Annotated in this window: 16 protein-coding genes and 1 pseudogene; 7 read left to right on the top strand and 10 right to left on the bottom strand. The window is 69.5% G+C overall.

What is annotated here, in order from left to right:
* Positions 1-79 precede the first annotated feature (79 nt).
* Positions 80-238: pseudogene (locus tag OG906_RS43780) on the top strand (ATP-dependent DNA ligase); the annotation flags it as partial.
* Here OG906_RS43780 and OG906_RS43775 read toward each other — a convergent pair.
* On the bottom strand, positions 162-713 hold the full coding sequence (locus OG906_RS43775) for a helicase associated domain-containing protein (protein WP_443067502.1): 552 nt from the start codon (positions 711-713) through the stop codon (positions 162-164). The pseudogene OG906_RS43780 and the gene OG906_RS43775 overlap by 77 nt on opposite strands.
* Before the next feature lie 527 nt (positions 714-1,240).
* Here OG906_RS43775 and OG906_RS38095 point away from each other — a divergent pair.
* Together OG906_RS38095 and OG906_RS38090 are read left to right on the top strand one after the other, a co-directional pair.
* Positions 1,241-2,443, top strand: a complete 1,203-nt coding sequence (locus OG906_RS38095; RefSeq protein ID WP_329448878.1) for a calcium-binding protein — start codon at positions 1,241-1,243, stop codon at positions 2,441-2,443.
* Between the two features lie 119 nt (positions 2,444-2,562).
* Positions 2,563-2,787, top strand: coding sequence for a hypothetical protein (locus OG906_RS38090; protein ID WP_329448877.1), 225 nt, complete (start codon positions 2,563-2,565; stop codon positions 2,785-2,787).
* Positions 2,788-2,944: 157 nt separating this feature from the next.
* On the opposite strand, the gene OG906_RS38085 is transcribed toward OG906_RS38090, so the two are convergent.
* Positions 2,945-3,640, bottom strand: a complete 696-nt coding sequence (locus OG906_RS38085; protein ID WP_329448876.1) for an alpha/beta fold hydrolase — start codon at positions 3,638-3,640, stop codon at positions 2,945-2,947.
* A 354-nt stretch (positions 3,641-3,994) separates the two neighbouring features.
* Positions 3,995-5,545, bottom strand: a complete 1,551-nt coding sequence (locus OG906_RS38080; protein WP_329448875.1) for an MFS transporter — start codon at positions 5,543-5,545, stop codon at positions 3,995-3,997.
* A gap of 126 nt (positions 5,546-5,671) precedes the next feature.
* Between OG906_RS38080 and OG906_RS38075 the strand changes: the two genes are divergently transcribed.
* Positions 5,672-6,709, top strand: a complete 1,038-nt coding sequence (locus tag OG906_RS38075; protein WP_329448874.1) for an Lrp/AsnC family transcriptional regulator — start codon at positions 5,672-5,674, stop codon at positions 6,707-6,709.
* 82 nt (positions 6,710-6,791) lie between these two features.
* Here OG906_RS38075 and OG906_RS38070 read toward each other — a convergent pair whose 3' ends face one another.
* Positions 6,792-7,055: a hypothetical protein gene (locus OG906_RS38070; RefSeq protein WP_329448873.1), complete on the bottom strand. Its 264-nt coding sequence runs from the start codon at positions 7,053-7,055 to the stop codon at positions 6,792-6,794.
* Positions 7,056-7,229: 174 nt separating this feature from the next.
* On the opposite strand from OG906_RS38070, the gene OG906_RS38065 reads away from it, so the two are divergent.
* Entirely contained in the window at positions 7,230-7,469 is a 240-nt protein-coding gene (locus OG906_RS38065; RefSeq protein ID WP_329448872.1) for a hypothetical protein, read from the top strand.
* 489 nt (positions 7,470-7,958) lie between these two features.
* Here the strand turns inward: OG906_RS38065 and OG906_RS43770 are convergent, their stop codons facing one another.
* The 3 genes from OG906_RS43770 to OG906_RS38055 all read right to left on the bottom strand — a co-directional run bounded on the left by OG906_RS43770 (position 7,959) and on the right by OG906_RS38055 (position 9,205).
* A complete protein-coding gene (locus OG906_RS43770; RefSeq protein ID WP_443067501.1) occupies positions 7,959-8,201 on the bottom strand; it encodes a hypothetical protein in 243 nt (80 codons plus the stop codon).
* A gap of 191 nt (positions 8,202-8,392) precedes the next feature.
* The gene (locus OG906_RS38060) at positions 8,393-8,620 is read right to left on the bottom strand and encodes a hypothetical protein (RefSeq protein WP_329448951.1); all 228 of its coding nucleotides are present in this window, start codon (positions 8,618-8,620) and stop codon (positions 8,393-8,395) included.
* Between the two features lie 108 nt (positions 8,621-8,728).
* Entirely contained in the window at positions 8,729-9,205 is a 477-nt protein-coding gene (locus OG906_RS38055; protein WP_329448871.1) for a MarR family winged helix-turn-helix transcriptional regulator, read from the bottom strand.
* Between the two features lie 87 nt (positions 9,206-9,292).
* Here OG906_RS38055 and OG906_RS38050 point away from each other — a divergent pair, with 87 nt between their 5' ends.
* Complete coding sequence (locus OG906_RS38050; protein WP_329448870.1) at positions 9,293-10,183, top strand: alpha/beta fold hydrolase; 891 nt, start codon at positions 9,293-9,295, stop codon at positions 10,181-10,183.
* Between the two features lie 232 nt (positions 10,184-10,415).
* On the opposite strand, the gene OG906_RS38045 is transcribed toward OG906_RS38050, so the two are convergent.
* The 3 genes from OG906_RS38045 to OG906_RS38035 all read right to left on the bottom strand — a co-directional run bounded on the left by OG906_RS38045 (position 10,416) and on the right by OG906_RS38035 (position 11,809).
* Entirely contained in the window at positions 10,416-10,667 is a 252-nt protein-coding gene (locus OG906_RS38045) for a hypothetical protein (protein ID WP_329448869.1), read from the bottom strand.
* A gap of 212 nt (positions 10,668-10,879) precedes the next feature.
* Positions 10,880-11,200 (bottom strand): helix-turn-helix domain-containing protein, encoded by a 321-nt coding sequence (locus OG906_RS38040; RefSeq protein WP_329448868.1) that lies wholly within the window; start codon positions 11,198-11,200, stop codon positions 10,880-10,882.
* Positions 11,201-11,218: 18 nt separating this feature from the next.
* The gene (locus OG906_RS38035; RefSeq protein WP_329448867.1) at positions 11,219-11,809 is read right to left on the bottom strand and encodes a tyrosine-type recombinase/integrase; all 591 of its coding nucleotides are present in this window, start codon (positions 11,807-11,809) and stop codon (positions 11,219-11,221) included.
* Between the two features lie 311 nt (positions 11,810-12,120).
* Between OG906_RS38035 and OG906_RS38030 the strand changes: the two genes are divergently transcribed.
* Positions 12,121-12,804, top strand: coding sequence for a hypothetical protein (locus OG906_RS38030; protein WP_329448866.1), 684 nt, complete (start codon positions 12,121-12,123; stop codon positions 12,802-12,804).
* The last annotated feature ends 25 nt before the right edge of the window (positions 12,805-12,829 follow it).

Below are 12,829 nucleotides of genomic sequence, written 5' to 3'. Positions count from 1 at the left end.
GCCGCCGGGCCGGAACCCACCGTCCAGCCCGTGGCAATGAGGAGTACAAGATCGAAGCGGTCTCGCGCCGGGCACGCGGTTGTCCTTCGAGGCGCTCCAGCGCCGGGCCGCCGCCCGCGCCCGCGGCGCCGGCGGCCGGGCGGCTCGAACCCCCGCCTGCTTCATCGTCTTCGACCTTCTCCAGGCCGACGACACCGAGCTGCTGAACCTGCCCTATCGGGAGCGTCGCCGAAGGTTGGAGGTGCTGTTCGCGGCCCGCGGCCTGAGTGCGCCGTGGACGTTGTGCCGGGCCGCAGGTGCCCGTGCTCGCGGTGGTAGCCGCGCGCGGCCTGGAGGGCTTGCTGCCAACGGGACCCCAGGGGATCCCCGTCCATCCCGAGTTCGTCCAGGGCGGCGATCTGCTTGTCGGTCAGCTGGCCGTTGCGCCGGGCGGCGCGTTGTTTCGTCAGCCAGTCGGCGAGGCTTCGGGTGTCGGCGTCGTCTGGTGGGTCCGGGGGCTGAGCACTCTCCCAGCGATCCCGCCCAGGAGCTTGGCCCGCGGGTCGCCCCGCCGGCCACCGCGCCGGGCGTAGACGTCGCGGCGGCGCAAGGAGCGGTGCAGACGAAGGAGTACGCGGCCTTGTCCGCCAGGCTCGGCTCCAGGCGTCACTACTGATCGTTCCGATCCTCCCCGAAGGCCGTGTTCTGCTCGTCGGCTTGTCGTTCCAGGTCATGGCGTCGCCAGCGGAGGTTGCGCAAGCGGCTCGCAGCGGTGAGGGACGGCGCCGGCGTGACGGAGTGCACCGTGTGCGGAGCCCGGTGGATCGCCGGGTGGGACCGGCGATCGAACGCGATGTACTGCTCGGGGCGGTGCAAGGTGAGTGCCTGGCGGGCACGCTGGTCGCTGGTGCCGGCAGTTCGGCAGAGGGCCCGACGCGCCATACGAGGCGGGGTGGGCGCCGACTCGGGTACGGGCTGCGGCTGGTCGATGGATCTCGGCGCGTGTGACGGTGTGTTCCGGGGGCCGGACCGGAGGGGTGTGGCTTGATCGTCGGGCGGTCCCGCGCAGGGGCCGGAGTATCAGCCGACGTCCGTGGCGCGTCCTGGGTGCCGCGGCCCTTGCCGAGGAGCACCGATCGTGACACTGATCTTGCAACATGAGGTATTCCCACGCGGTGCCGGGGGTGGGCGGCCGCGGCGCCCGGTCCGGCGTGCTGCTCTCCTGCTCGCCACGGCGGTTCTGCCGGCAGCGCTGCTGGTGGTGCCCACGGCCACGCCCGCCGCGGCGGCGCCCGTGACCGTCACCTTCAACGCAGGTGCCAACCAGCCCTTCACCGTCCCGGCCGGCGTCACTCAGCTGACCGTCACCGCCACCGGCGCCGCAGGCCAGAACGCGCCCAACGGTGGCACAGGCGGGAGCGGTGCAACCGTCACCGGCGCCCTGACCGCCACCCCGGGCACCACCCTGTTCGTGAACGTCAACACCGGAGGCGGACCAGTCACCGGAAACTTCGTGGGCGGCGTCGGCGGCGGTTCCAGCGACGTCCGCACCTGCAGCTCGGCCGCCTCCGGCTGCACCCTGACCGGCAGCCCCGGCATTGACCCCCGCCTCATCGTCGCCGGCGGCGGAGGCGGCGGCGGCTACGGTTCCGCCATCGGCGACTTCCAGGTCCCCGAGGCCACCGGCGGGGACGCCGGCAACACCGGAGGCGACGGCGGCGACAGACCGCAGGGCGGCGGCGGCGGTGGCGGAGGTACCCAGACCACCGGCGGCACCGGCGGAGCCGCATGCTCGCAGAACCCAACGACCGCCGGCACCGCCGGTACGGCCGGCGCCGGCGGCACCGGCGGAACCGGCTTCGGGGGAGGCGGCGGCGGAGGCGGCTGGTTCGGAGGCGGCGGAGGCGGCGGCTGCGGCCAAATCAACAGCGATGGCACGGCAGGTCCTGGTGGTGGCGGTGGCGGGTCGAACCTCGTCCCGGTCGGTGGTACCCCCGGACCCGCCACCGGGTCGGCCCAGGTCACCATCACCTACGAATTGGCCCCGGCGACCTGCGCGACCGCCACGGCCACCATCACCGGCACCAACCGCAACGACGTCCTGACCGGCACCCCCGGCGACGACGTGATCTTCGCGCTCGCCGGGAACGACGTGGTCGACGGGCGCGGCGGCAACGACCTGATCTGCGGCGCCGACGGCAACGACACCCTCACCGGCGGTGACGGCAACGACCGCGTCGAGGGTGGGAACGGCAACGACTCCCTCACCGGCGGCAACGGCAACGACACCCTTATCGGCGCCAGCGGCAACGACTCCCTGTCCGGCGCCGCCGGCAACGACGCCAACGACGGCGGCCCCGGCAACGACGCTCTCAACGGCGGTACCGGTACCAACACCAACGACGGCGGACCCGGCCACAACAGCTGCACCAACCCCACCACCGGAACCAGCTGCAACACCTGACCAACGATCACTAGAAGCGGGCCCCGGCACGTCCCCCGCTGCAACGGAGACCGACGCACGGGGCCCGCTTCAACGCTCCGCGACGCAGCTCCCGAACGCCCAGGGAGGCCCTGCCACCTGTGGAAAGAGGTTCAGACGCAGCTTCTCAACTCGCCAAGACCCTCAGCGTGCCGACCCCCGCCGTACGGAAACCGGGGTCGGTGTGGACGGAGCTGCCCCGGCCGGTGAGCGCCGGCGCCGAACCGGTCGGACACGTCCGCCTCGGCTACGCCCGCGCCTCGACCGCCCGGCAGTCCCTCGACGCACAGCTCGTCCCGGGGCGTCCAGTGGATCCAGGGCGGTGACGTAGGGCCAGGCGGGGCACGGCTGCCGGCGGATCCCGCCGATGCCGCCGGTCTGAGCGCGGCGTACCCCGCCTCGCTCAGACCGCTTCGGGCGCGCGGGACCGGACATGCCCCGAGCCGGCACGCTGGGAATAGACGGGCAGGGCCGCAGCTCGGATCAGCTTGCGGAATCCTCTTCGGGCCGAAGCATCGCCGAGATTGCCGCGGCCACTCCCTCGGGATGCGACAGTGGCGAGAGGTGGCTGCTGGGGAGCTCGGTGACGACGGCTCCGGCACGTGTGGCGAACCATCGCTGCAGTTGCGGATCGAGGATCCGGTCGTGGGCACTGAGCACGTAGCCGCAGGGGAGGTCGTGCCAGGCGCCCGCAGAGGCCGGAGCCGCCAGGCAGGCTCCATGGGTCGGCTTCTGCATGGCGGCCAGGCTCCGGGCAAGGCGGGGCGGCAGGTCGTGGGCGAGTGCGTCACCGAACAGTTCCGGGTCCACGTCCGACCAGCCGTCCGCAGCGAACCGCAAGGCCACGCGGCCTGGCATCTCGGCACCCTTGTCGCTCAGCATGCCGATGGTCTCCCCCTCGCCAGGCACGTAGCCGGCCACGAAGACCAAGGAGTTGACCTTGGGATGCTCAAGTGCCGCGCCGGAGATGACGGTGCCGCCGTAGGAGTGTCCGACGAGGGTGACCGGTCCTTCCAGCGCGTCGATGTGCCGACGGGTCCAGGCGATGTCGTCCGCGAGTGAGGTCATCGGCAACTGGACGGCCAGTGCTTGATGGCCCTGTTCGTGCAGGTGGCCTATGACCTCCTGCCAGATCGAGCCGTCACTCCAAGCACCGTGGACCAGCACTACGTTTCCCATTTCGCACTTCCTTTCGTCATGACTGCCGTGAGTGATTCCTGCCGGCCCGGCGGAGGTTTGAGTTCCTCCGACATGAGACCGGGACACGGCGCGATCACGTACGAGACGGTGGTGTTCTTTCGATTTCTCGACGTTGAACGGGTGAGGTGACGAAGATCGACTCAGGGCGCAACGTGTGAGTACGCCAGACAACTTCGCGCAGCGCATCCGTGGCCTTTTCGCCGTGGCGTCAGCCCGTCGCCGGAGCCCGGCAGCTCGCGGGCGGCGACCGCGCCCGCGCCCTCGCCGTCCTGTCCCCCACCAGTTCCGGAGCCGTGGGCTGCGCCCTCGTTCCCGCCGGTCCCGGCGTTGGCGTCACGTCCGCGCAGGGGTGGATACCTTGCCTGCGGCCTCGGAGGTACGGCCGGAGCCGGGTGCCGTACGGACCAGGAGCAGTACGGCCACGGCGCCGACGGCCGCGGCCAGGGCCGAGAGGAGGAAGACGCGGTCAAGACCAGCGGCGAAAGCCTGGTGGGCGAGGTCCGCCACCGCCTCGCGGTGCCCGGCCGGTGCGGAGGCGATCACCTCGTTCGCCTGGCCCGAGGCCAAGGCGTCGGCGGCGTCGGCGGCGTGCGGCAGCTCGCCGTCTGTCAGCGTGGTGGCAACATCGCTCGCGAAGACGGCGCCGAGGACCGCGATGGCCAGGGTCATGCCCAGTTGGCGCGCCGTGTTGATGGCTCCGCCCGCCATGCCGGCGCGCTGCCGCGGCACGGCGGAGGTGGCGGCGGAGACAAGGACGGGCGTGCCCAGGCCTACCCCGAGACCGGTGACGACCAGCCCCCAGGTGAGCGATGTCGCGCTCGCGCCCTCCGACATGCCGGCGCGCAGCAGGAGCATGCCCGCCGCCACCAGCAGCAGACCCAGCCCGATGGGCAGGCGCGGGGAGAGCCGCTGGATGTGCCGGCCGGTCACAGCCGAGACGAGGAACGACGCGGCCGCGAGCGGGGTCAGAGCGAGTCCCGCCCCGATGGGAGCGAGTCCGGCCAGGGACTGCAGCCACAGCGACACGAGCGCTAGGCAGCCGAAGGCGCTGGCCTGCAGGAGAAGCCCGCCGGTCAACAGCCCGGCGAAGGAGGCGTTGCGCAGCAGCGCCAGGTCCAGTATCGGGGTTTCGCCGCGGTGGGCCGTGCGGTGTTCCACCACCACGAAGGCCACGAGGGCGAGCGCGGCGACAGCGTAGGAGACAAGGGTGCCAGGCGAGCCCCGGCCGTCGTCGGACCCGCGGATGAGTCCGTAAACGAGGGCGCCGGCGGCCACGCTGAAGGTCGCGGCCCCGGGGAGGTCGATGCGGTTCTTCCGGCCGACCGCGGCCGGCCGGTCGGCAGCCATCAAGCGCCGGGTCAGAACGATGGCTACGACCGCGACGGGCAGGTTGATCCAGAAGATCACGGGCCAGCTGATGCGCTGCGTCAGGACGCCGCCCAGCAGCGGACCCGCCGCCGCTGCGGCCCCGTTGGTCGCACCCCACAGCCCGAAGGCCGTACCGCGGTCCGGCCCCTGGTAGGAGGCGAGCAGCAGAGCGGGAGCGGTGGCGAACATGGCGGCTCCGCCGATACCCTGCACAGCCCGGGCTGCGATGAGCACGCCGGTATCGGGAGCGAAGCCGCACACGAGCGAGGCCACGGCGAACAGTGCGAGCCCGCCCACATAGGCTCGCCGGTGCCCATAGCGGTCGGCGAAAGCGCCGGCGGCGAGCAGCAGCGCCGCCAGAGCCAGCGCGTAGGCGTCGATGACCCACTGCAGCGACGCGAAGGACGCGCCGAGGTCACGGGCCATGCTGGGCAGCGCCACGTTCACGATGGTGACGTCCACCAGCAGGATGCACGCGCCGAGACAGACCGCTATGAGCGGTCCCCACTTACGCATGTCGTCATCTCCATTCAGGGATCGGGGAACGGACCGAAGCCCCGGTCCTCGACCACTGTTGACGGCGTGTGCGCGATCAGATAACTCGCACGGCCAAATTTGCACGTATTCCCTAGAATCGATGCTGTGAAGACGTATCTCGACAGTCCCGACCGTGTGGGGCACTACCTCACCGATGAAGACCTGGCCCTGGCACACGCCCTCCAGCTCAACGGCCGCGCCTCCTTCACCGAGATCGCGGCCGTGCTCGGCGTCTCCGACCAGACCGCGGCTCGCCGCTTTACCCGCCTGCGCACCACCGGGAAACTGCGCGTGCTGGGTCTGACCGACCCGTTCCGGCTGGGGGACCTGTCATGGTTCGTGCGCGTGCGGTGCACTCCGGACGCATCCGCCTCCATCGGCTCGGCACTGGCCCGACGCACGGACACCACCTGGGTCAACCTCACCTCGGGGGGAACGGAGACGATGGCCGCGGTTCGCACCCGCGGCCCCGGCCTGGAGGAGCCCTTCCTGGTGCAGAAGCTGCCCCGCACCCCCCGGGTGGTCGACGTCTCCGCGCACTGCGTCCTGCATGTGTTCTTCGGCCAGGACCTCGGCTTCATCAACAAGAGCGGACCGCTGACCGACGCGCAGGTCGCCGCGCTGACCCCGCGGCCACCGGACGGCGGGTGGACAGCCGGATCGGAACCCGTCGTGCTGGACGACCGCGACCGACTGCTGCTCGACCTGCTGGCCCGCGACGGAAGGGCCCCGGTGGGTGAACTGGCCGCGGCCACCAAGCTGTCCGAGTCCACAGTGCGCCGCCGCATCAACGATCTACACGCCGAAGGCGTGCTGTACTTCGACGTGGACTACCACCCCGACGTCCTGCACCGAAAGCTCAGGATCGCGCTCTGGCTGGAGATCGACCCCGCGCGGCTGGTCGAGGCAGGCGAGGCCCTGGCGGCGCATCCCGAGGTGTCCTTCGCCGCGGCGGTGACCGGCGCGACGAACCTGTACGCGAGCATCCAGGTGGAGTCGGCGCAACTCTTGTACCGCTACCTGACCCAGACTGTGTCCGGACTGCCCGGACTGCGGCACACAGTGACCACGCCCATCCACCGAACCCTCAAGGGCCCGGGCCCATACCCGCTGCCACCGGAACTACAACTGAGCGTGTTGTGATGCTCTGGCCTCGAACGCTGCCACGCACGTGATCACTCGTTCGGGACCCTCACGCATGTGATGTCGCCGCACCACTTCTCCTTCAACTCCTCGGCAGGAAGTCACGTTGGACGGGTTCCGGTGCGGCGATCAGGGCGTCGGCGAGTGCTTGGGCGTCGTTGTGGTGCGTGTGAACGAGGGTGTTGAGGACGGTGGGGTCCATCTGGTCGTGGACGCCGTCGCTGGTGAGGATCACCAGGTGGCCCTTGGGGATCGGGGCTTCGTTGCGGGCCGCGATGGAGAGGTCGCTGAAGCTGACGGCCGAGGGCGTCGTGCAGGGTCTGCGCGACCTCGCCCGGTTCCTCACTGATCTTGAGCACGTGCAGGGGGCCGGCCGGGCGTCCTCCACCGACGTCGGGGCCGCGTGCGTGTCGAACCAATGTTCAAGACCTGCGGAGCGTCAACCACACCGCCTTCGACTGACACAACCCACCGGCATCCAGAACCACAGCCGCATGACAGGACAGGGCTGGTCAGCACTATGGAGAAGACGCTGCTGCTGCACCGACACGCTCCCGGAACGCTGGTCAAGATCGATCGCCTCCTGCACAAACGGAGCGGAGGCATGATCGGCGCTCTCTCCCACCAGATCCGCGGAGCCGCGATCGACGCCGTCCTCACCGGCACCGAGCAGATCACCCAGAACAGCCTGGAGGCTGTCCCACTCGACGTCGCCGCAGAATCACCCCGGCTGCTGATCGACGCGCGGGACAAATGGTGATCAGCGCATCCCGCCGCACCATTCCGATCAGACAATTCCCCATCCAGCCCCGGCCCCGAGCCGGCGAGGGACGCACAGCGTTCGTAGAGCGCCTGGCCACCGCGAACTTCCTCAAGCCCAGCTTCCTGCGCGGCTACCTACGCGACCCCGACTCCCCGAAGACAGCCCCGTCCTGGGAACGCCTGGCCGCGGTCACCGGCCGCGACCCAGTCCGCTTGAGGGAGATTCAAGAAGGGACAAGCACCGGGCCAGGCACCGCGAGGTCGGCAAGACCGTCAAACGCGCCGAGTCGATCAAGGAACACCAAGCCTGCCCACGTTAAACGCAAAGCTGAGCAGTCCAACTCCGATGGCAAACAATCCGACTTCGATGTCAGAGGACATTGGGCATGCGGATCTGGCGCGCGGCGATCTGGTGTGTCTCGCTGTGGCAAGGAGGTCCATTGACCCACGCCTCGGCGCGCGAGGTCCAGCTCGGCACCGACCGCGGTCAGACGGGATCGGTGAACGAGATCGGCTTGCCGGTGGCGTGGGCGTATGCGATCTCCCTGCTCGTGGACTCGCCGACATACCCGCCTGGGAAAGCGCCTGAGTTCGCAATTTCTGAGCGCTCGGTGACCCGAACTCGGGCGGGACTTGCGTGAAGGCCAGCCCTCGTCGTCGTCCCTTCATCCAGCAAGCGGGGCGCTGTGTCGTGGCCGTCGCAGGCCCGATGCCATCTCTGGGTTCCCAGCTGCGGCCGTGCGTCGGCCTCGGTGCGCGGGTTCCCGAGCGTCTGCCCTCGGTACAACAGCATTCGTCGTGAACATCGCAGGCGTCACCGACGAGAGACACGTAGGGGTGTTTCCGAGAGGTCCTGACCTGCCCTGCTTCTCTGTAGATGGTGATCGTTGCCCGGTGCGGCGGTGATCGTTGCCCGATGGGTCAAACTGGGTACACGGCGGCGATGCGGGGCAGTCGGGCGGCGATGCGTTCGTGGTCGTCGAAGTTCCCCTCGGGGTCGAGGTCGGGGTAGCGGATCGTGAAGGTGTCGCGGGGTGGTTCGTTCCCGGTGGCGCTCTGGTAGGCGTTCCAGACGATGGTGAGGATTGCCTCGCCATCGAGGTCTCTGCCCTCGGCGGCGGCCAGTTGGATGGCGGGGAGGTCAGCCAGGCAGTCCGGGTCGTTGATGACCTGTTCGAAGGTGGTGCGGCCCTGGGCGATGTCTCCGGCGGCCCCGAAAGCGGGGCCGACCGGCCGACCACGACCCTCGGCTGACCGCTAGCGCAGTTCCTGTCCTGCCGCCCAGCCCGGAGCGTCGAGGTTGATGGGCGAGTCGCCGACGAATTGGGCGAGCTGCGTTTCCAGCTCGGCGAGTTCGGCGGCGCCCAGACGCACTTCCCAGCGGGCCCGCACCTCGTCGAAGATCGCCGTGCTCTCGGTGATCAGCCCGATCCCGTGATCGGTGATCCGGATGTTCTTGCGGCGGGTGTCGGCGGGGTCGGTCTCGGTGGCGACGTACCCGCGTTCGACGAGCGCGGCGATCGTCTTCGCCGCGGCCTGCTTGGTGATGGCGAGTCTGCGGGCCAGGTCCGAGGCGCTGTCGGCGCCGGATCGGATGGCCCGGATCGCGTACTCGTGCGACGGCCGGGCGTCGGGGTATCCCCGGGTCGCCAGCTCCCGGACCACTTCGTCCACCAGATTGCGATAGCTGCCCAGGAGCAGCAGGGCGAGATCGGCGCCGGATCGTGAGGACATGACCACAGTCTAGATCTTCCCTTGACCTGGACAACCAGGTTGACCAATACTGGAGTCAACCTGGTTGTCCATCTTGGGAGTCACCGCATGACCAGCTCTTTCGTGACCGCCTCGCCCGCCGTGGCGGGCGTCACGCACCACACCGCCGAGGTCAACGGCACCACGTTGCACTACGTCTCGGCGGGCGACACCGGCTCCCCGATCCTGCTGGTGCACGGGTGGCCGGAGTCCTGGTGGGCCTTCCGCGACGTCATCCCGCTGCTCGCCGCCACCCACCGGGTGTTCGCCGTCGACCTGCGCGGCTTCGGCGACTCCGGCATCGCCGACGGCGACCACGACTTGGCCACCATGGCGGAGGACCTGCACCGGCTGGTCGCCCACCTCGGCGTCGGGCCCGTGCACGTGACCTGCCAGGACATCAGCGGCGGGCCGGTCTTCGCGTTCGCGGCCACGCACCCCGGCGACGTCCTCAGCTTCACCGGCGTCGAGACCACCCTTCCGGGGTACGGCTGGGAGATGCTGGCCGACGTGAGGAACGGCGGCTTCTGGCACGTGGGATTCCTGGCCGCCCCGGGAATTCCGGAGCTGTTCCTGGCCGGCCGCGAGCGAGTGATGCTCGACTGGGCCGTCTCGGTGATGACGATGGTGCCGGGCGGGGTCACCGAGGCCGACCTCGACGAGTTCGCCCGCACCTACGCGCGGCCGGGCGGCTGGCGCGGCACCGAGGGGCTCTACCGTTCCTCCCTGACCGGCGGCGACCGGATGCGGGCACTGGCCGAGTCGCGGCCGCTGACCGTTCCCGTGCTCGCCGTCGACGGCATCAACGCCCCCTTCACCGAGCGGACGATGCGCCAGGTCGCCGGCGACGTCACCGCTGTCACGATCCCGGACGTCGGGCATTTCGTCGCGCAGGAGGCGCCCGCCGCCTTCGCCACCGCGGTCAGCGACTTCGTCGACCGCGTCGACCGGAGCCGCTGAACGGCCGAGTCCCTGCACGCGGCCGGGCGGCAGGGCTACGCCGTCGGGTGGGCGGGAGTCGAGGTTCACGAGCGGATGCCAAGCCCGGGGTCTGACAGTACCTATCCGCGTGGCGGCAGCGCCGACAGAGACTACTGCTGTTGATCCTGGTATGTCTGACTCGGGAATGTTTGCATCTGTTGGCGGTGTTTCGTGATCCGCTCCTACAGTTCGGGGTGAACTGCCGCTCAACTTACCTCTGCAGATTGTGAGTTGGCGGATCCATACCTCGTTGGAAGTAGCGGATGTAGCGCAGTCCGGTCTCTGGAGTGATGTTGAAGACCGCGCACAGATGTTGTGGGTCGGCCCCGGTGACGGCGGCCTCTTCGAGGATCCGGTCCTCCCGGAGTCGCTGGGCGGTGACCGGGAGGCCACGCAGCAGGGGCTGCATCCAGCCGATGGTGACCGGGGTGCGGGTGTGAGCGGTCTGCGAGCTGATGAACAAGTGAGGGTTGCGGGTGCGCGGCCAGCGCTCGTGCCGCAGGCGCGTGTAGTTCGCGGCGGCCTGTCGGGTGAAGTGTCGAGAGGGTGGTCGACGTCGTCGAGTGAGAGCCGGCCGCGGGTGAAGTCGGTGGGGATACAGGCACTTGAAACAGCGGGTCCGACCGTACTCCGCGACCTTCTGGCCGCACTGTTGGCACGGCCGCGGCCGTAGGTTCACAGCGGCGGTTCCGTACGGCCGGATCGGCGCTCGATCCTGGGACGCTCACCGGCAACCGCCACAGGTGCGGGAGCGCTCGTCGGCCTCTGGGCGCGCGCCTTCTCCGGCTCCGGGACCAGTAGGTCATTGGGCTCGCGGCCCAGGACCTCACAGATGACGTCGAGGTCGTCCAGACGGATCGTGACCGGCTGACCAGACCAGAGGTTAGACATCTTCCCAGCGCTGATCATCAGGCCTGCGTCGGCGAGCATCGACTGCAACTGCGAGGACTTCCAGATGTCACGCTGCGCGGCGGCCAGCCGGAGGCTCCACTTCATGACGATTCCCGTCCTTGGCTATCCGGTGAACCTGGACGCGACCCGCTGGCCGGCAGAGATCCAGGCGTCCTCGATGTGGGTCTTATTGACGTGGACGTAGATCATCGTGGTGTTGATCCAGCGGTGCCCGAGCAGCTCCTGGACAGCGACGACGTTCATGCCCTGCGCGTACAGATCCGACGCGGCGAAGTGCCGCAACGCGTGCGGGGTGGCGCGGCCGACCCAGCGGGGGAGGTGGCATTGCACCGCCTCCGCCATCGCGCCCCGGATCGCGCTCGTGCCCACGCGCTTGCACCGCCCGCCGGGGTCGCGGCGCTCGGAGGGGAACAACGGTGCACCAGGTTCGTCGAGGTGGTCGTCGAACTCCCACCGCGGGCCTTGGAGCCACCATTCGAGAAGCTCCCGCGAGCCGTTGATCGCCATGGCCTCCATGGCCTTCAGCCCGGGCCGTGGAGCGAGTGTGATCTGGTAGATCTGCCAGGCCAGGAGCCCCGTCACAGCCGCGATACCACCGAGGAGCATGAGGACGGTGGTGGCCGTGAAGGCCGAGTCCATGGGCAGCAGATAGTAGGCGGCCACCAGGAATGCCGCCGTTGCCAGCGAACGCACCGAGGCGAGCAGTACCTACCGATGGTGACGACCCGAGTTTCCGTTCACGGCTCCACCCCGACCGCAGCGCATGCCCTGCCCCCAACGTCCCCGGTGAGGCGGGCAATGCGCGGCAGGCACACCAAGAGGTCACCGACTTGGCCGCTCGCGCGTCCGCGATGCCATCGCCGCAACAAACAAGCTGGAGGGGCCACAAGAGTGGTCGGGAGCGGAACCCGCAGGGGCGCACGGTGCCACCAACCGGGTCCGGGGCGATCAGTGTTCGATCATGAGATCGGCATGTACGGCCGCATCCTCCCGAGGAGTGGGTGATGACCGCTTCCGGCTCCGGCCACCCGCCCGCCTCGGCCAGTGGGTGGGACGTTCGCCTGTACTGGCGGTGGATCGGCTACAACACGCTCGCCTTCATCACCGTGCTGACCGTCGGGTTCCTGCTGGTCCTGCTGGGCAACGACGTCCTCCACATGAACCTGGCCAGCCACAACGTGATCCTCGCGCTCCTGATCGCGACCCTGGGAGCCGCACTGTTCGGCGGAGTCCTGGGGGCACTGCAATGGCTGGTCGTCAAGGAGCGGGTCCCCGTCCCGCGCAAGGTGTGGATCACCTCCAACGTCGGTCCGGCGCTGCTCGCATGGCTGCTGGTGATCATGCCCGCCGTGATCGCCGCGCAGGACTCCCACGGGACGGTCTCGACGGCCTACCTGCTGGCCGCCAGCCAGAGCCTGGCCCTGGGCCCACTGCTCGGACTGTCGCAGTCACTGGTCCTCCGCAAGGTCACCCGCCGCTGGAAATGGTGGATCGGAGCCAACCTCGCCTCCTGGCTCATCGTCGACGCCGTCATCTACCTGCTGTCCCGATGGACCGACGACCTCGACGTCCTCACCGGCGACGGATCCCTCATCGAGGTCTACCTGACCCTCATCGCCACCACACCCCTGACCGGCAGAGCCCTGCTGTGGGTACTCGCCCCTTCAGCCCTGACCACCACGCGCTGACACCGGACCACGCACATTTCACGGT

This window comes from Streptomyces sp. NBC_01426 (assembly GCF_036231985.1).
Lineage (GTDB): Bacteria > Actinomycetota > Actinomycetes > Streptomycetales > Streptomycetaceae > Streptomyces.
Note: the sequence above shows the minus strand (reverse complement) of the source record. Positions and strands in the feature narration are given on the sequence as shown.